Origin of the sequence: Marinobacter sp. ANT_B65, assembly GCF_002407605.1 — a bacterium.
GTDB lineage: Bacteria > Pseudomonadota > Gammaproteobacteria > Pseudomonadales > Oleiphilaceae > Marinobacter.
The window spans coordinates 992624-1010068 of record NZ_NXGV01000001.1; the positions used below are offsets into that span (position 1 = coordinate 992624).

The 17445-nt window shown below is 54.4% G+C and carries 19 protein-coding genes; 17 read left to right on the forward strand and 2 right to left on the reverse strand.

The genetic code is table 11. From position 1 onward, the window contains the following. Positions 1–7: 7 nt before the first annotated feature. The 17 genes from fliF to flhB all read left to right on the forward strand — a co-directional run bounded on the left by fliF (position 8) and on the right by flhB (position 15087). Entirely contained in the window at positions 8–1714 is a 1707-nt protein-coding gene (gene fliF / locus CPA50_RS04680; protein WP_096781285.1) for a flagellar basal-body MS-ring/collar protein FliF, read from the forward strand. After that, positions 1707–2750, forward strand: a complete 1044-nt coding sequence (gene fliG / locus CPA50_RS04685; RefSeq protein ID WP_096782334.1) for a flagellar motor switch protein FliG — start codon at positions 1707–1709, stop codon at positions 2748–2750. The genes fliF and fliG overlap by 8 nt, the downstream gene beginning before the upstream one ends. Then, positions 2750–3700 carry a flagellar assembly protein FliH gene (locus CPA50_RS04690; protein WP_096781286.1) on the forward strand — a complete coding sequence of 317 codons (951 nt, stop codon included), beginning with the start codon at positions 2750–2752 and terminating at the stop codon, positions 3698–3700. Before fliG ends, CPA50_RS04690 begins: the two co-directional genes overlap by 1 nt. Continuing rightward, complete coding sequence (gene fliI, locus CPA50_RS04695) at positions 3681–5081, forward strand: flagellar protein export ATPase FliI (RefSeq protein ID WP_096781287.1); 1401 nt, start codon at positions 3681–3683, stop codon at positions 5079–5081. Before CPA50_RS04690 ends, fliI begins: the two co-directional genes overlap by 20 nt. Further along, entirely contained in the window at positions 5081–5524 is a 444-nt protein-coding gene (gene fliJ / locus CPA50_RS04700; protein ID WP_096781288.1) for a flagellar export protein FliJ, read from the forward strand. The genes fliI and fliJ overlap by 1 nt, the downstream gene beginning before the upstream one ends. A 124-nt stretch (positions 5525–5648) precedes the next feature. Beyond that, positions 5649–5954 carry an STAS domain-containing protein gene (locus tag CPA50_RS04705; protein WP_096781289.1) on the forward strand — a complete coding sequence of 102 codons (306 nt, stop codon included), beginning with the start codon at positions 5649–5651 and terminating at the stop codon, positions 5952–5954. A gap of 24 nt (positions 5955–5978) precedes the next feature. Continuing rightward, the gene (locus tag CPA50_RS04710) at positions 5979–7733 is read left to right on the forward strand and encodes a fused response regulator/phosphatase (protein WP_096781290.1); all 1755 of its coding nucleotides are present in this window, start codon (positions 5979–5981) and stop codon (positions 7731–7733) included. A gap of 31 nt (positions 7734–7764) precedes the next feature. Next, the gene (locus CPA50_RS04715) at positions 7765–8121 is read left to right on the forward strand and encodes an Hpt domain-containing protein (RefSeq protein ID WP_096781291.1); all 357 of its coding nucleotides are present in this window, start codon (positions 7765–7767) and stop codon (positions 8119–8121) included. A gap of 141 nt (positions 8122–8262) precedes the next feature. Beyond that, positions 8263–9387, forward strand: a complete 1125-nt coding sequence (locus CPA50_RS04720; RefSeq protein WP_096781292.1) for a flagellar hook-length control protein FliK — start codon at positions 8263–8265, stop codon at positions 9385–9387. A gap of 175 nt (positions 9388–9562) precedes the next feature. After that, positions 9563–10072: a flagellar basal body-associated protein FliL gene (gene fliL / locus CPA50_RS04725; protein ID WP_096781293.1), complete on the forward strand. Its 510-nt coding sequence runs from the start codon at positions 9563–9565 to the stop codon at positions 10070–10072. A 65-nt stretch (positions 10073–10137) separates the two neighbouring features. Next, positions 10138–11136: a flagellar motor switch protein FliM gene (fliM, locus tag CPA50_RS04730; protein WP_096781294.1), complete on the forward strand. Its 999-nt coding sequence runs from the start codon at positions 10138–10140 to the stop codon at positions 11134–11136. After that, on the forward strand, positions 11129–11632 hold the full coding sequence (gene fliN / locus CPA50_RS04735) for a flagellar motor switch protein FliN (RefSeq protein ID WP_096781295.1): 504 nt from the start codon (positions 11129–11131) through the stop codon (positions 11630–11632). Before fliM ends, fliN begins: the two co-directional genes overlap by 8 nt. A 1-nt stretch (position 11633) precedes the next feature. Then, the gene (gene fliO / locus CPA50_RS04740; RefSeq protein ID WP_096781296.1) at positions 11634–12077 is read left to right on the forward strand and encodes a flagellar biosynthetic protein FliO; all 444 of its coding nucleotides are present in this window, start codon (positions 11634–11636) and stop codon (positions 12075–12077) included. Positions 12078–12085: 8 nt separating this feature from the next. Then, positions 12086–12850, forward strand: coding sequence for a flagellar type III secretion system pore protein FliP (fliP, locus tag CPA50_RS04745; protein ID WP_096781297.1), 765 nt, complete (start codon positions 12086–12088; stop codon positions 12848–12850). Between the two features lie 9 nt (positions 12851–12859). Next, positions 12860–13129, forward strand: a complete 270-nt coding sequence (gene fliQ / locus CPA50_RS04750) for a flagellar biosynthesis protein FliQ (protein ID WP_096781298.1) — start codon at positions 12860–12862, stop codon at positions 13127–13129. Positions 13130–13132: 3 nt separating this feature from the next. Continuing rightward, complete coding sequence (fliR, locus tag CPA50_RS04755) at positions 13133–13918, forward strand: flagellar biosynthetic protein FliR (RefSeq protein WP_096781299.1); 786 nt, start codon at positions 13133–13135, stop codon at positions 13916–13918. Positions 13919–13950: 32 nt separating this feature from the next. After that, positions 13951–15087: a flagellar biosynthesis protein FlhB gene (flhB, locus tag CPA50_RS04760; protein WP_096781300.1), complete on the forward strand. Its 1137-nt coding sequence runs from the start codon at positions 13951–13953 to the stop codon at positions 15085–15087. Between the two features lie 394 nt (positions 15088–15481). Here the strand turns inward: flhB and CPA50_RS04765 are convergent, their stop codons facing one another. Further along, complete coding sequence (locus CPA50_RS04765) at positions 15482–16738, reverse strand: uracil-xanthine permease family protein (RefSeq protein WP_096781301.1); 1257 nt, start codon at positions 16736–16738, stop codon at positions 15482–15484. 2 nt (positions 16739–16740) lie between these two features. After that, the gene (gene upp, locus CPA50_RS04770) at positions 16741–17379 is read right to left on the reverse strand and encodes a uracil phosphoribosyltransferase (RefSeq protein ID WP_096781302.1); all 639 of its coding nucleotides are present in this window, start codon (positions 17377–17379) and stop codon (positions 16741–16743) included. Between the last annotated feature and the right edge of the window lie 66 nt (positions 17380–17445).

The window sequence follows — 17445 nt, forward strand, 5'->3', positions numbered from 1 at the left end:
CACAGACATGGCCAGCGTTCCCGCAGAAACCAACTCGAACATGCCAATCTCTCAGGGCGGCGATGGCTCCGAGGGTAACAGCGACCTGTTTATGGGATTTAATCGCCTCAACCTTTTGCGCCAGATTGGCCTTATGGTTGGCCTCGCTGCCAGCGTTGCGTTAGGAGTTGCGGTTGTGCTCTGGGCCCAGGAGCCGAACTACCAGCCGGTAGTGGGGGACTTGTCGGCATACAATCCTCAGGACGTAACCTCTATCCTGGACAGCAACGGTATTGAATACAAAATGGATACGCGCTCCGGCGCTCTGCTGGTGCCTTCCGATCAGGTCTACAATGCGCGGCTCAAGCTGGCTGCCGAAGGCGTAACAGACCAGAAAACCATGGGCTATGAGCTGCTGGACCAGGATCGCGGATTAGGTACATCCCAGTTTATGGAAACCGTCAGTTATCGTCGGGGTCTTGAAGGGGAGCTTGCCCGTACCATCAGCAGCATGCGCGGTGTCCGCAGTGCCAGAATTCATTTGGCCATCCCTGAACGTTCTGTATTTGTGCGGGATGCTCGTGAGCCGTCAGCCTCGGTATTTCTCGAGGTATTTGCAGGCCGCCGGCCGGAACAGGAACAGATTGCTGCCATCGTGAATCTGGTTGCCGGCAGTATTCCCATGATGAACAAGGATCATGTCACTGTTGTTGATCAGAACGGCAACTTGCTGACGGGGAAAGAGAGCCGCGGCGATGGCGAGCGCATGCAGGATCAGTATGAGTACACTTCTCGACTGGAAGAGCGTCTGACACGCCGTGTCGCGTCTCTGATTGCTCCAATTGTGGGTGAAGGCCGGTACCGGGCAGAAGTCTCCGCAGATCTGGATTTTTCTTCAGTGGAGCAGGCGGAGGAGTTATTTAATCCCGAGCAGCAGGCGGTTCGCAGTGAACGTGATCTGACAGAACAGCGCGTTGCCGGTTTTAACGGTGGTATTCCAGGCGCTTTGTCCAACCAGCCACCTGCTAATGCTACTGTGCCGGAACAGGTGAACGGGCAGGCTGGTGACGGGAATGACGAAGCGGCAGCTCAGCCAGTCAATGTGCGTAAAGAATCTACCCGCAACTATGAGATGGATCGTACGGTGAGTTACACCCGGCAGGAGCTGGGGCGCGTGAGGCGGGTGACGGTTGCACTTGCAGTTGATGATATGAAAGTGGTCGACCCGGAAACCGGCGCTGTAAGTTATGAGGCGTGGCCTGAGCAGGAGTTGCAGCGCCTGAGCATGCTGGTACGCGATGCAGTGGGCTATTCAGCAGCCCGGGGTGACAGCGTAACCGTGATGAATACAGCTTTTGCTGCTGAAGAAGTGATGGAGTTTGAAACGCCGGGGTTCTGGGAGCAGCCATGGTTCTGGGATCTCATGAAGCAGGTGTTGGCCGGTCTGGTTATACTTGTCCTTGTACTGGGTTTGCTGCGCCCGACACTAAAGAGCCTTTCCGGTGGCGGGCGTCGTGAGCGGGAAGATGATTCCGGCTCTGGTAGTTATGATGGTTTTGATGATGCCGGTGACAACGAAGCTCTGCGTCAGGCCATGGCGCCTCAGGACGACTTGCTGTTGCCAGGCGCGGCAGACAGTTATGATAGACAGTTGAATGCTCTTAAGGGCTTGATCGCTGAGGACCCTGCGAGGGTTTCACAGGTAATGCGCCAATGGGTGAATGTTGATGACTGAGCAATCCAGAGCGGCGGGGGGTGACTCGCCTCAGAAGCCTCAACGGAAAATTCCGCGGGTAGAGCAGGCTGCAATCCTGCTGATGTCGCTGGGCGAGGCGGATGCGGCTGAAATACTCAAGCACATGGGGCCGAAAGAAGTTCAGCGTGTGGGCGTCGCCATGGCCCAGATGAAAGACATCAGCAAGGACGAAGTAACCTACGTATTGAACCAGTTTGTGGAAGCAGTGGGCGGGCAAACCGGCCTGGGTGTCGGCAATGATGACTATATCCGGGCCATGCTTACACAGGCACTGGGAGACGACAAGGCGGCGAGCCTGATTGACCGCATTCTCATCGGCGGTAATACCACCGGGCTGGATACGCTCAAATGGATGGAGCCAAGAGCTGTCGGAGACATTATCCGCTACGAACATCCGCAGATTCAGGCCATTGTAATTTCTTATCTGGATCCTGATCAGGCCGCAGAGATACTGGCAACTCTGGACGAGAAGGTCCGCCTCGATGTCATGATGCGGGTTGCCTCACTGGAAAGTATTCAGCCCCAGGCTCTGCAGGAGTTGAACGACATTCTGGAGAAACAGTTCTCCGGTGGTTCAGCCGCTCAGACCAGCCGCATAGGCGGTGTGAAGCGTGCAGCGGACATCATGAACTTTATGGATCGCAGTATTGAAGGCACTCTGCTGGATTCGATCAAGGATATGGATCCTGATCTGGCCACGACCATTGAAGATCTCATGTTTGTGTTTGATAACCTCAAGGATATTGATGACCGTGGCATCCAGGCTTTGCTGCGTGAGGTGTCCTCTGAAGTGCTGGTGGTTGCTCTGAAGGGAGCTGACAACGAGGTACAGGAAAAGATCTTCAAAAACATGTCCAAGCGTGCTGCCGAACTGTTGCAGGATGATCTGGAGGCTAAGGGGCCGGTGAAAGTCAGTGATGTTGAATCCGCCCAGAAAGACATAATCACCATCGCCCGTCGCATGGCTGAGGCGGGAGAAATCACGCTTGGTGGTGCTGGCGAAGAAATGATGTGATGAAAGATTCCTCTAAAGACCTTCCCAGAGACCCCCGGCAACTTCCCAAGGAACAGCTGACCGCCTACGAGCGCTGGGAACTTCCGTTGCTGGACGCCAGCGGTAATGAGGTTGCCCGTGAGGAAGAGCGTGATGTCAAGCCTCTGACGGCAGGCGATCTTGCCGATATCCGTCAGGCGGCGCGGGAAGACGGCCTGAATGAAGGTCGGGAACAGGGGTTGCAGGAAGGCCGCGCGGAAGGTTATGAACTGGGCCACAAGGAAGGGCTGGAAACAGGTCTGGCTGAGGGCCGGGAGCGTGGACACAGCGAAGGCTATGATGAAACACGGGCAGAAGTAGCCGCAAATCTGGATCGTCTTGAACTCTTGTTGAAAGAACTCTTGTTGCCCATCCGTCAGCACCAGGATGAACTTGAAACTTCGCTTCTTAATCTCACCATGGTGCTTGCCAGGGCCGTTGTCTACCGTGAACTGAGCATAGATTCCTCACAGATCCGGCAGGTAGTACGCCGGGCGGTAGAGGCGTTGCCTTCTACGGCAGACAATGTCCGGATTCATGTTCACCCGGATGACTGCAGCGCAGTTCGCGAAGTGGCAGAGCGTTTTGAAGCGGCGGCCTCCGTTGTGGAGGATGACAGTATTCTGCCTGGAGGTTGCCGGGTTGAAACCCGCAACAGCCTCGTCGATTTTACCGTCGAAAAGCGCTTTCAGCGCGCTGTGCAGAGCATGCTGGAACAGCAGACAGATGATGACTCGAACGGTGAGCCCGAAGAGCTGGGCGCCCTGATGGAGGATTTGACTGACTTTCAGCGGGATGTTCTGAGTTCACCTGATAAAACCCCTGATGAAGAGGCTGTTGAAGAGCCCTCTGTCGGAGACATATCTATCGAAAGCGAGCCCGCCAGGAATAACCCCAACGAAGGCAAGCGTGATGACGTCCTCCCTGGCTGATCGCCTGGATCGATATAAAGCATACCTGCGGACCGAACCCGAGCCGGAGCTGTCAGGTCGCCTGACCAGAATGGTAGGGCTGACTCTGGAATGTGTTGGCTGCCCGATGGTAGTTGGTGATCGCTGTGTTATCAAAGGTGAGGGCACCGGCACCGTCGAGGCTGAAGTTGTAGGGTTTGAGGATGACAAGGTCTACCTTATGCCATTGACTGCCATTGAGGGCCTGAAACCGGGTGCCAGAGTAGTTCCATTGTCTGCTGCAAGCCGCGTTCCTGTTGGCCCGCTTATGCTGGGCCGTGTGGTAAATGGCAGTGGTGAACCTCTTGATGGCAAAGGCCCACTCCAGGCGGAGGCGCGGGTTCCGCTTACAGGCGAAATTATTAACCCACTGAACCGGGCGCCGGTAAGGCAGTCAATGGATGTGGGTATCCGGGCGATTAACGCTTTGCTGACTGTAGGCCAGGGTCAGCGCCTTGGTCTTTTTGCCGGCAGTGGCGTAGGTAAAAGTATGCTGTTGGGAATGATGACCCGGTTTACCGACGCCGATGTAACTGTGGTTGGGCTGATAGGCGAGCGGGGCCGGGAGGTTAAGGAATTTATAGAAGATATTCTTGGTGAGGAAGGCCTGGCAAGATCGGTTGTGGTTGCCGCACCGGCTGATGATTCGCCTTTGATGCGTCTGCGAGCGGCCATGCTCACCACCAGGATTGCTGAATACTATCGGGATAAGGGCAAGCGGGTACTGTTGTTGATGGATTCGCTTACCCGATACGCCCAGGCCCAGCGCGAAATAGCGCTGGCCGTCGGGGAACCTCCGGCTACAAAAGGTTATCCGCCTTCCGTATTTGCCAAGCTGCCTCAGCTGGTGGAGCGCACCGGCAATGGTTTGCCTGGGGGTGGCTCCATCACAGCGTTTTATACTGTACTGACAGAAGGCGATGATCAGCAGGATCCGATTGCGGATGCAGCACGGGCGATTCTGGATGGACACATTGTTCTCTCGCGGCGGCTTGCAGAAGAGGGGCATTATCCGGCCATCGACGTAGAGGCTTCGATCAGCCGGGTTATGCCACAGGTAACCGAAACCGAGCATTTTGCCCGGTCCCAGCGTTTCAAACAGGTCTATTCGCGCTATCAGCAGGCCCGGGATCTGATCAGCGTTGGGGCTTATGTGAAGGGCTCTGACCCTGAAACCGACTTTGCCATAACCCATATCGGGAATATGCGCCAGTTTCTGCAGCAGGGTCTCAATGAGCGTGCTTCCCTGGCCGAGAGTATTGAGGGGTTGTTGTCTGTGGTGCCCGAGCGCCGTTCACCGGAACGTCGCAAATCCGCAGTTCCTGATCCCGCAGCTGCCAATACAAATCGAGGTGCTGGTTAATGTTACGGTCCCAACGCCTGGGTGTGGTGCTTTCACTGGAAGAGCGCAAGGAACAGAAAGCGCTGGAGCTCATGGGGCAGGCGCGGGAACTGATGGAGCAGCATAAGGGCCAGGTAGAAAATCTTAATCGTTACCAGCAGGAATACCGGGATCAGATTCGCAATAGCCAGCATGGTGTGGTGCAGGTGAGCCGTTTGCAGGCATGGCAGGCGTTTATTGCGCAGCTTGATCAGGTTATTCTGCAGCAACAAAAACAGTTGGTTCAGGCTGAAGCGGTTTACGAGGCTCGCCGCAGCGAATGGCAACAGGCCTGGGAGCGTCGGCGAGGCATGGAGAAGTACATCGAATCCTGCCGTAAGCAAGAACAAAACGCACGGGATATGCAGGAACAGAAACTGTCTGATGAGGCTGCAGGGCGCGCTTTTTCACGCCGCGGCCGGTAATGACGGGTTTGAAGTTACTGTAATTTCATGCAATCTGTCAGCGCTGGTCTATTCTTATAAAACATCAGTCGCGCCAGCATATGGCGGCTGGGAGTTTCAGTGAATACCTCCGGAGGTTTAGCGGATGCCGATCCATACCCGCCGTGGTCACGACGGTAAAACTCTGATTATCAGGATTGAAGGCCGTTTTGATTTCAGCACTCATCAGGCCTTTCGCGATGCATACGAGCACGGTGGCACGGGTATCCATAGCTATGTTGTGGATTTGTCTGAAGCAACCTATCTCGACAGCTCCGCGCTCGGCATGCTGCTTCTGCTGAGGGATTATGCAGGAGGTGATAATGCCACTATCGCCATTGAAAACTGCAACAGCGATGTCCGAAAGATTCTCACCATTTCCAACTTCGAGCAATTGTTCACAATTCGGTAATTGCTCAGGCAGCCGGAACCTTTCATGGATGTACCCGCCACGGAATCCGATGCAGACAGTGCCGCAGCAAACGGCCCTCTGAAAGTTCTCATCGCAGATGATAGTGACAGTGATCGACTGATTCTGAAAACCCTGTTAACGCGCCTTGGTCACCATGTGCTGGATGCGGCTAACGGTCATGAGGCGGTTGCGCTTTTCCATTCAGAGCAGCCGGATATCGTCCTTTTGGACGCATTGATGCCTGCAATGGACGGGATGGAAGCCGCGCGGGAGATTAAACGGTGTGCGGGTGAACGCATGGTGCCGTTGATTTTTATTACCTCCCTCTCAGCAGCAGAAGATCTGGCACGATGCCTTGAGGCCGGGGGCGACGGATTCCTCAGTAAACCTTATAACCGGGTAATGATCGAGGCCAAGATCAATGCCTTTAACCGGATGCGCCTGATGCATCAGACTCTGTCGGAGCAGAGAGATCTGATGCATGAGCGTAACCGGCAACTCCTTGAAGAGCAGCATATGGCGCGGCGGGTCTTTGACAACGTTGCACACACCGGGTGTCTGGATGCGCCCAATATCCGCTATCACGCGTCTCCTTTGTCGATCTTCAGTGGCGATGTTCTGTTTGCTTCACCTCGCCCAGCTGGTGGGATGCTTGTTTTTGCAGGTGATTTTACCGGCCACGGATTACCCGCCGCCATGGGAGCCATGCCTCTTGCGGAAACCTTCTATGGCATGGCTCGCAAAGGTTTTGATGGGGCCGATATTATTCGCGAAATCAATCAGAAACTTGTACATATACTGCCGAAAAACATGTTCTGCTGTGGGGTGATGGTTGAGGCAGACTTTGAGTTAAGTCAGCTGAAAGTATGGAATGGTGGTTTGCCTGATGGCTGGCTGGTGGGCTCTTCTGCTGCATTGTTTCGTCTGCCATCCCGGCATTTACCGCTGGGTATTCTGAATGCCGGACAGTTCAACGCTGAAATGGAAACCATCAGGACCTGCCCTGGTGACAGGCTGCTACTGATGACGGATGGCGTGCTTGAATGCAGTAATGAAAGCGGTGAGCTCTTTGGTGAGCGCGGTGTGCGGCTTGCGGTTGAGGGGCTGGATACCACCGGGCGACATCCGTTTGATGCTCTTATGAGTGGGATACAGCGGTTTACCGGGAGCCAGAAATTCGGAGACGACCTTACACTTTGCTGTGTGGAAATGGATTATCAGGAAGGGTTTGCTGCATTGCCTGCAGGGGCAGTACCTTCCATTCTGGCCGGCCCCGCTGAATGGACGTGCATGTATGAAGTCCGGGAACACTCTCTGGGAGAGTTCAACCCCTTGCCATTGCTGCTGCATATCTGCATGGAAGTGCCTGGGTTGCGGCGCAAGAGCGGGGAGATATATACCCTGCTCTCGGAGCTGTATAATAACGCGCTGGAGCATGGCGTGCTTGAACTGCCTTCTGAATGGAAATATACCCCGGAGGGGTTTGGCCGGTACTATTCCGAGCGTGCCTTGCGCCTGAGCAGGGTGAGCGATCACTACATCAGGTTCAGTTTTCATCATGAACCCATGCAGTGGGGCGGGCGCCTGCGAGTTATTTGCGAAGACAGCGGTCAGGGCTTTGATTTTCAGAATCATCCCGTTCTGCAATCCACGGAGATGGAACAGATTGGGCCCCGTTATGCGGGGCGTGGCTTGATGCTGCTGAAACAGTTGGCTGAATCTATCAGGTTCCATGAACAGGGGAACCGGGTGGAAATTAATTATGACTGGTACTTTTAATCGACATTTTACAGGAGCAAGGGAGTTGGTCATGGTTGATACACCACACCTTGATGAAGAAGCTTTGGCAGAGCTCAGAGAGGTCATGGAGGATGAGTTCCCGATACTGATCGAGACCTATCTCATGGATTCGAAAGAGCGGGTTGAAAGCCTGAAAGAAGCTGTGGCGAACGAGGATTCAGATGCTTTTGCGAAAACCGCTCACAGCTTCAAGGGCAGTAGCATCAATATCGGAGCCCCTCGCCTTGGAGAGCTTTGCCTGAAAGCAGAACGAGTCGGTCAGAGTGAAAAGCTGGACGAGGCTCCTGCTGTCATTGAAGACATTGATGCAGAATTTCAAAGAGTTACCGAGGCATTTCATTCCCTGATAGGCCGCAGTGTCGGATAAATATGTAAGGTGGTAACAAACTCCCGCAAGGTTGAGTGTGTGAATGGCATCGCTTTTGCAGTTGTTTCGGAAATAGCCTGAATTTCAGCCCTGAAACGGACTGAACAGTGGGCTACCGATTAAAAGCGGCAAGAGGTTGCCATGGCACAGATGGTTCTTCCCCAAACTCAGGTGCCCGGAATCCAGAACGATCCCGGCGTATCAAAACCCGGTTCCGATCGAGAGAATGATATCGGTGAAAGCCGGTATGAATCTGTCTCTCGTGCGGAGCAAAAACGTGTCGATCAGCGGAAAACTGACGCCAGAAACTCTGAAGAACAGGACCAGGCGCAATCAGCAACCGAGGCTGAGCCGGCCCGGAAAAACGATCAATCGGGCGAGGCTGATAACAAAGTTGCTGCGACTGAAGGCGAAACGGTCGGTGATGAAGTAACAGGAAAGGAAAATGTCGCGGAGGTAGCTCTCGAAATGGAAGCCACTGCGACTCCGCTGACCTTTGCAGAGTTGCAGGCTCTGTTGTTGCCTGTAACCGGGCAAACTGCTGTGGCAGGTAGTGTTGCCAATAATCCTGCCGCAATTCCGGGTGCTGGACTTTTTGCTGGACTTGTCGGGAGTAAGCCCGGCACTGACGGTGTGAATGCAGGGTCGCAAATAACCGACGGCCTGCTGTCGGCCACCGGCGAGAAAGCCGGCGCCCTGAGCTCTTCCAGCCTGCTGACAGGTACCCGCTTTGAAGCCACCATGGAGCTGGTTTCTCAACAGGGCATTGGAAATTCCGCCAGTAAGCTGACGGCAGAAGCGCAGGTGCCCCTGAGGAGCTACGCGACATCGGTCGATGTTCCTGTAAACCATGCCGAGTGGGGGGACAAGTTGATGGGGAAACTCAGTTGGCTGACAGCCAAAAATCTTTCTGTGGCCGAGATCCATCTCACCCCGCCTGATATGGGGCCAATGGAAGTTCGGGTTCGCGTTCATAATGACCAGGCTAATATCACTGTTCATGCGGCTAACCCGGTAGTGCGGGATCAACTGGAGCTGCATTCCCATCGTTTGCGCGACATGTTGGGTGAACAAGGTCTTTCTCTGGCCCAGTTTGATGTTTCTGACAACGCGCGGAACCAGCACGGGGGGCAGGGTACAGGTGAAGGTGATGGCTCATCTTCTGGCGCGGGCACTGAGCTCTCTGCTGCCGAAAACAGTGACGCGGAGGCTCAGGGGGGCAGTCTTGACCTGAGCTGGAACGGCGCTGTTGACATTTTTGCCTGAGCGCCTGCGTCATTTCTGTGGGCATTCCTTTCCAATCTGCTTTGCCCATCCTTTCATGCAACGCTAAACTGCGGTTCTGAGCGGAAGGGTTGGGCCTTTTGGCCCGCCCTTTGCAGTCAATCTGTAAAGGTCATGGAAAAGAGCTTCCACTGACGGATTTCTGGCGAAAAACACTATGGCAGAAAATAACGCACCTGCGGCAGCACCGGCCAAGAAAGGTAAACTGAAACTGATTATCCTGGTAACGCTGGTGGTCGTATTGGCGATCGCCTTGTCTGTTGCGGGCACCTTGTGGTTTCTTGGGGGCGGGTTGCCCGGAATGGGTGAGGATCCGGCAGGCCAGAATGATGTTGCGGTCGAGACTTTTACTCCGAGCGCTTATCTGGAAATTGAAAAGGCCCTGGTCACGACGGTGCAGAGTGAAGGGCGCCAGCGTTATGCTCAGGCATACGTAGCTCTGGGCGCAACGAACGCTCAGGCGCTCTCGGCAGCACAGCTGCATATGCCTCTGATCAAGAGCCAGTTGGTTATGGTGCTTGGTAACAGTGATTTTACTGAGCTGCAGACACCGGAAGGCCGGAGGGCTCTGGTAGAGAGTATGCTTACAACGGTGAATCAGGTGCTGGAGCAGGAGGGCGAGCCCGGCGTCGATCAGGTGCTTTTGAGGAATTTTGTAGTGCAATAGAGCTTGAAGTAGCGAGTTCAATAGAGCCCGGGCCCGGGCAAGGTTTTTCAGCGGCAGGACAAAGTATGCAGGATTTACTGTCACAGGATGAAATTGATGCGCTCCTCCACGGCGTGGATGACGGTGACATTGATACTTATGAAGACGCTGACGAAACCGGCGTAAAATCATACGATCTTGCCAGCCAGGATCGTATCGTCCGCGGTCGGATGCCCACGCTGGAGATGATCAACGAGCGATTTGCCCGTTATACCCGTATCAGTCTATTCAACCTTCTGCGCCGCAATGCGGATGTCTCTACCGGCGGCGTGCAGATCATGAAGTTCGGCGAATACGTCCATACGCTGTATGTGCCAACCAGCCTGAATCTATGCAAGGTTCGTCCGTTGCGGGGGACATCCCTGTTTGTTCTGGATGCAAAGCTGGTGTTCAAACTGGTTGATAATTTTTTCGGCGGTGAGGGGCGGCACGCAAAGATCGAGGGTCGGGAGTTTACGCCCACCGAAAATCGCATAGTACAGATGGTGCTTAACCAGGTCTTCAACGACATGCAGGAAGCCTGGCAAGCGGTTATCAAAATAGATTTTGACTACCTCAGTTCCGAGGTAAACCCTGCCATGGCCAATATCGTCAGCCCCAGTGAGGTGGTTGTGGTCAGCACCTTCCATATTGAACTGGATGGTGGCGGGGGTGAGCTGCACTTTGCTTTACCATATTCAATGATTGAGCCGATCCGGGATGTGCTTGATGCCGGAGTACAAAGTGACGTTGATGATGTGGACGAGCGTTGGGTCAATGCATTGCAGGAAGACATCAAAGAGGTGGATGTTCCTGTCAATACTACCGTTTGCAGGCGCAGAATTTCTCTGCGGGACGTCGCCAAACTGAAAGCCGGCGATATTATTCCGGTGGAGGTACCTGAATATCTGACAGTCACCGCCAATGGCGTGCCGATATACAAGGCAACCATGGGAACCCGGGACGGAAAACTGGCGCTTAGAATCCATGAGCGGGCGACACGGCCCAAGTTAAAAAAACAACTGAAGGTAGGACGCAATGGCTGACGACAACAAAGACGGTCAGGAGCTGAGCGAGGACGAAAAACTGGCAGCCGAATGGGAGGCTGCCATGGAAGAAACTGGTGAAGAGGCTACTGAAGAGGCCCAGGGTGATGAGTGGGCCCAGGCCATGGAAGAAGCTGGTGAAGATGGCGGTGAATCCGCAGATAATGGCGTTCGCTCTGCGCCCATGGAAGATTTTGGTCAGTCCTCCCTGGCTACCGAGGGTAGCGGGCCGCCACCAGATCTTGATGTGATTCTGGATATTCCCGTCAGCATTTCGATGGAGGTGGGTAATACCCAGATACCTATCCGTAACCTTCTGCAGCTGAACCAGGGCTCAGTTATCGAACTGGACAGGCTGGCAGGTGAACCATTGGATGTGCTGGTTAACGGTACGCTCATTGCTCACGGTGAGGTGGTTATGGTTAACGAAAAGTTCGGTATCCGCCTGACCGATGTGATCAGCCCGGGCGAACGCATCAAACGGCTGCAGAAATAGAATGCGGATCAAAACCTCTGGATTGTCACTTCTGTTTCTGGTGATGCCAGCTTTTGCCGAAGAAACAGCAAAAGCGACAACGGGCGCTCCGGGCAGGGCGCCGGACACGCTCGGCACCCTGCTCAGCCTTGGGGTTGGCCTGGTTGCAGTGATCGCAGTCATATACGGTTGTGCCTGGATTATCCGCCGGATGAACGGCATGACGGGCATGAACAATAATGCGATCAAGGTTGTTTCCGTAATGGCCATTGGCGCTCGCGAGCGTATTGCGCTCATAGAAGTGGGGGGGCAACAGATTCTTCTGGGTATTACCCCATCGGCCATCCGCACGCTGCAGGTCTTTGAAGAGCCGGTTGTGGATGCGGGCAACCCGAATACCGGCGATTTTGCCCGGCGACTGCAGAGCATGATCGGCAAATCCTGGACAGCCCCGGACAAGGAATGAACAGGCCCATGATAGTGGCAACGCTGAAACGATTTATTCCGCTGGCGGTTATGCTTGGGGGCCTGCTCTGGGCGCCACTGTCGTTTGCGGATCTGCCCGGTATTCCCGCCTTCACGGTTCAGCCCGGGGAAGGGGAAGGAACCCAGGAATACACGGTAACTCTGCAGATTCTGGCGTTGATGACCGCGCTGACATTTCTGCCTGCCATGTTGATGATGATGACTTCCTTTACCCGCATCATCGTTGTGTTTGCGATTCTGCGTCAGGCGCTGGGCCTGCAGGCAACACCTTCAAACCAGATACTCCTTGGCCTCGCTCTTTTTCTCACTATTTTCATCATGAAACCGGTACTGGAAGAAGCGAATCAGGTTGGACTGCAGCCATATCTTCAGGAAGAGGTCACTTCACTCGAAGCTGTGGCTCTGGCTAGTGAACCCTTCAAGAAGTTCATGCTGGAGCAGACCCGGGAAGATGACCTTGCGCTGTTTATGCGTATTGCTGATGTTCAGTATGACACGGCACAGGATGTCTCTTTCTGGATACTGATGCCTGCGTTTGTGACCAGCGAGCTCAAAACTGCATTTCAGATAGGGTTTATCCTGTTTATTCCGTTTCTGATTCTCGACATGGTTGTTGCCAGTGTTCTGATGGCAATGGGTATGATGATGTTGTCACCTATCATTATCTCGTTGCCATTCAAGATTATGCTGTTTGTTCTGGTGGACGGCTGGGCTCTGATTATGGGCACTCTTGCCGCCAGTTATGGGATATAGGAGGAAGCCATGACTCCGGAAACCGTTATCGATATCGTGCGGGAAGCCCTGTGGATGATCGTTCTTCTGGCCTCGGTGATTATCGGGCCAGGATTGGTGATCGGTCTTGTGGTGAGTACATTTCAGGCGGCCACCCAGATCAATGAACAAACGCTTAGTTTCCTGCCGCGTCTGCTGGTTACGCTCATTGTTATTATTGTGATGGGGCCATGGATGCTTACCAAACTTCTGGATCATGCACACCGGTTGATATCCAGCATTCCTTTCCTGATCGGCTGACCCATGATTCCTGCAGAAATCAGTGCAGACCTGCTTGGGCAATGGGTCGGGCAGCACCTCTGGCCGTTGTTCCGCCTGGCCAGCTTTCTGATGGTCATCCCTATTTTCGGTACTCAACTGGTGCCGGCCCGTGTACGCCTGGGTCTGGCTCTGTTAATGACTATACTGATTGTGCCCATGATCCCCGAAGTGCCACAGGTTGAAGCCCTGAGTGCCGACGCTGTGATTATAACCTTGCAGCAGATACTGATTGGCGTAGGTATGGGGTTTGCACTAACGGCCCTCTGGCAACTGTTTGTTATCGCTGGCCAGATGATTGCCATGCAAATGGGGCTGGGCTTCGCATCCATGGTTGACCCTGCCAATGGCGTCAACGTGCCTGTGCTGGCCCAGATCTACACAATTACGGTCACCTTGTTGTTCCTTGCCATGAATGGTCATCTGGTGGCGTTTGAAGTATTCATCGAAAGCTTCCGCACACTGCCCATCGGAATGGAGGGGCTGGGGCAATCGGGTGTCTGGGCGCTGGCGCATCGCATAAGCTGGATGTTCACCTCAGCTATGTTGCTGGCACTGCCAGCGGTAACCGCTGTACTCATCGTGAGCATATCCTTCGGTGTGATGACCCGGGCGGCACCCCAGATGAATATCTTCGCCCTGGGTTTCCCGATTGGCCTGATTTTTGGATTGTTTGCTATATGGGTGCTGCACGCCAATTTTCTGCCGCACTTCGAAGAGTACACCCGGCAAACCTTTGAGTTTATGCGAAACCTTCAGGGGCAGCCGTAGACGAGCCCTGGCGACACCTCAAGAGTTAGAGCATGGCAGACGACAACGACAACAGTCAGGAAAAAACCGAAGAGGCCACCCCCCGAAGGCTTGAAAAAGCCCGGGAGGATGGCCAGACAGCCCGATCAAAAGAGCTGGCCACCATGGCCGTGTTGATTACCGGTGCTGGTGGTCTTCTGATTTTCGGAGCTCAGCTGGGCGCTGCAATGGAAGCCATCATGCGTGATGCCTTCACGCTGGAGCGCTCGGCCATATTCGATACCCGACACATGAGCATTCAGTTGATGGCTTCGGCTAAAGAAGCCGCGTGGGCTCTTTCACCAATTCTCGCGCTCCTCCTTATTGCCGCCATCGCCGGTTCTATTGGTATTGGCGGGCTGCTGTTCAGCGGCAAAGCCATTGCGCCCAAGCTCAGTCGCATGGACCCCATGAAGGGGCTTGGCAGAATGTTTTCCGCACGCTCCCTGATCGAACTGGTCAAGGCCATTGCCAAAGTCGGCCTGGTTATGACGTTGGCAATTCTCATCCTGGATATACGCACCGAAGACTTGCTTGCCATTGCCGAAGAGCCTGCGGTACCGGCTATGGAGCACGTACTCTGGACCCTGGGCTGGAGTTTCTTTCTGCTTTCCTGCGCTACTATCATCATTGCGGTAATCGACGTGCCATTCCAGATTTTTGATCATCAGAAAAAGCTGCGAATGACCAAACAGGAAGTCAAAGACGAATATAAAGATTCGGAAGGCAAGCCGGAGGTTAAAGGTAAAATTCGCCAGCTGCAGCGCGAAATGGCCCAGCGCCGCATGATGCAGGATGTGCCCACTGCCGATGTTGTTATCACCAACCCGACCCATTATGCGGTTGCATTGAAGTATGACTCTGATTCCATGGCAGCGCCTGTTGTCGTTGCCAAGGGTAATGATGAAACTGCTTTCAAAATCATGGAAATTGCCCGTGAGCACAAGGTTGAAATTCTCCGTACGCCACCTCTTGCCCGTGCGGTTTATCACAACAGTGACATAGGCGACGAAATTCCGGATGGCTTGTATATGGCCATTGCTCAGGTGCTCGCCTACGTGTTCCAGCTTCGACAGTTCCGCAAGGGGCGTGGGCCCAAGCCCGGGATGCCTGATTTACCGATTCCTTCTGACCTGCGGCGGGATATTTAGTTTGGTCCCTAGCTTTCTGGTTTTGGGGGAGGAGTGATGGTGGGTGGCCTTTTCAGGACACGCTACGAGCCCATCCATGGGGGCTTGACGGTGGCCGTCCTTGGCCACCGACAGTCCTGAAAAGGCCACCCACCACCACTCGGTAGACCTCACGATGTCGCTAAAGCCTAAGCGCATAATTGTTGAGTGGTTGTAGTTTTGTTGGATATCTGAGGCTGAATCCACTGCTTTCAACACAGGGATTTTGTAGTTGCGGTATCTCGAAAGTTGAACAGCAGGGGTTCTGCGCGCCTGCAACTATCGAATTTTCAGGCTACAAGCAGAGGGTAAGTGTTGAGAGGGGAGCATCGCCACCAGTGCCCGAAGACACCAGTGGCTGGCATTAACGTTTTAGTCAGTCTTCTTTGTGCTCGTAAATAGCCTTACCCCAGGCTTCGCGGCTGCCCGGGAGTACCAGGTTCAGAACGATCGCAGCTACCGCACACAGGGCGATACCTTCAAGGTGGCCCAGAACCATGCCGCCGATGCCGAACACCAGAGTTACACCCACGATAACCAGATTCCGAGCCTGGGAAAGATCCACCTGGTGGCGGATCAGCGTATTCAGACCAACTACTGCAATGGAACCGAACAGCAGGCACAGAATGCCACCCATAACCGGTACCGGAATCGTCTGAAGAACTGCACCGAACTTACCTACAAAGGCCAGTACGATGGCCGTGCAGGCGGCCCACCACATCACCTTCGGGTTGAAGTTGCGGGTCAGCATGACCGCTCCGGTAACTTCAGAGTAGGTGGTGTTGGGTGGTCCACCCAGTAAGGCTGCCGCACTGGTGGCCAGGCCGTCACCCAGCAGAGTGCGGTGGAGGCCAGGCTTTTCCAGATAATTTTTGCGGGTAACATTGCCAATCGCCAGAATGTCGCCGATATGCTCTATGGCTGGAGCAATCGCAACAGGAATCATGAACAGTATTGCTCCCCAGCTGAACGCCGGAGCCACAAAGTTCGGAACCGCAAGCCAGGCAGCCTGCTGAATGGGGGTGGTATCAACAATGCCTGCAAACGCAGACAGGATATAGCCGACAATCACACCAAACATGATAGGAATAAGGCGGAAGATACCCCTGGACCAGACTGAAGCGATAATGGTGACGGTCAGCGAGGTCATCGCAATCCATAGCGCTATGTTCTCAGGGACCAGTTGAATGCTGCCATCGCCGGCGCGGCCGGAAGCCATGTGAACCGCAACAGGGGCAAGTCCCAGTCCAATCACCATGATAACCGGACCGATAACCACCGGGGGCAGAAGGCGTGTTACAAACCCGGTGCCGCGCATGCGTATCGCACCGCTGAGGAGGACATAGAGAATACCCGCTGCCATCAGGCCGCCCAGGGTTTCCTCCAGCCCGAACTTGCCCTTGGAAGCAATAACCGGCGCGATGAACGCAAAAGATGAGGCCAGGAAAATCGGAATCTGACCACCGGTCACAATGTGGAAGATCAGCGTGCCCAAACCTGCGGTAAAGAGAGCTACATTGGGGTCAAGGCCGGTGATAAGCGGCATCAGCACCAGAGCGCCGAAGGCTACCAGAAGCATCTGGGAGCCGGCAATTGCCTGTTTCCAGACGGGATCCCTGGAATGGTCTTCCATAATCAGGCGTCCTTCTGCTTGGTGCCAAAGATCTTGTCGCCTGCGTCTCCCAGCCCTGGAAGGATATAGCCTTTGTCGTTCAGGCACTCATCCACAGACGCTGTGTAAATAGACACATCCGGATGCTTGTCCAGAACGTTCTTTATGCCTTCGGGGGCTGCGACCAGCACCAACGCGCGGATTTCGGTACTTCCGGCTTTCTTTAGCACGTCGATGGTGGAAATCATCGAGCCGCCGGTGGCAACCATGGGGTCAACGATCAGCGCCATCCGCTGGTCCAGTTCACCCACCAGTTTTTCCAGGTAGGTGTTGGCTTCCAGGGTTTCCTCATCGCGGATCTGTCCAACCACGCTTACCCGGGCCACAGGAATCAGGCTAAGAACGCCATCCAGCATGCCAAGCCCGGCCCGCAGGATGGGGACAATCGTAATTTTTTTGCCGTGGATCTGCTCTACAGTTACCGGGCCAGCCCATCCCTCGATGGTCTTTTCCTGCAGGTTGAAGTCCTTGGTAGCCTCGTAGGTGAGCAGTGAGCCGACTTCCTGAGCCAGTTCACGGAAATTCTTGGTGCTGATGTCGGCACGGCGCATCAGGCCGAGTTTGTGTCTGATCAGGGGGTGTTTTACCTCGTGGATCGGCATGGGCTCACCTGTCTGTGGGTCTGGGGATGTTGGGTTCAGAGTGCAATATTGCAATTTAAGTGGCGC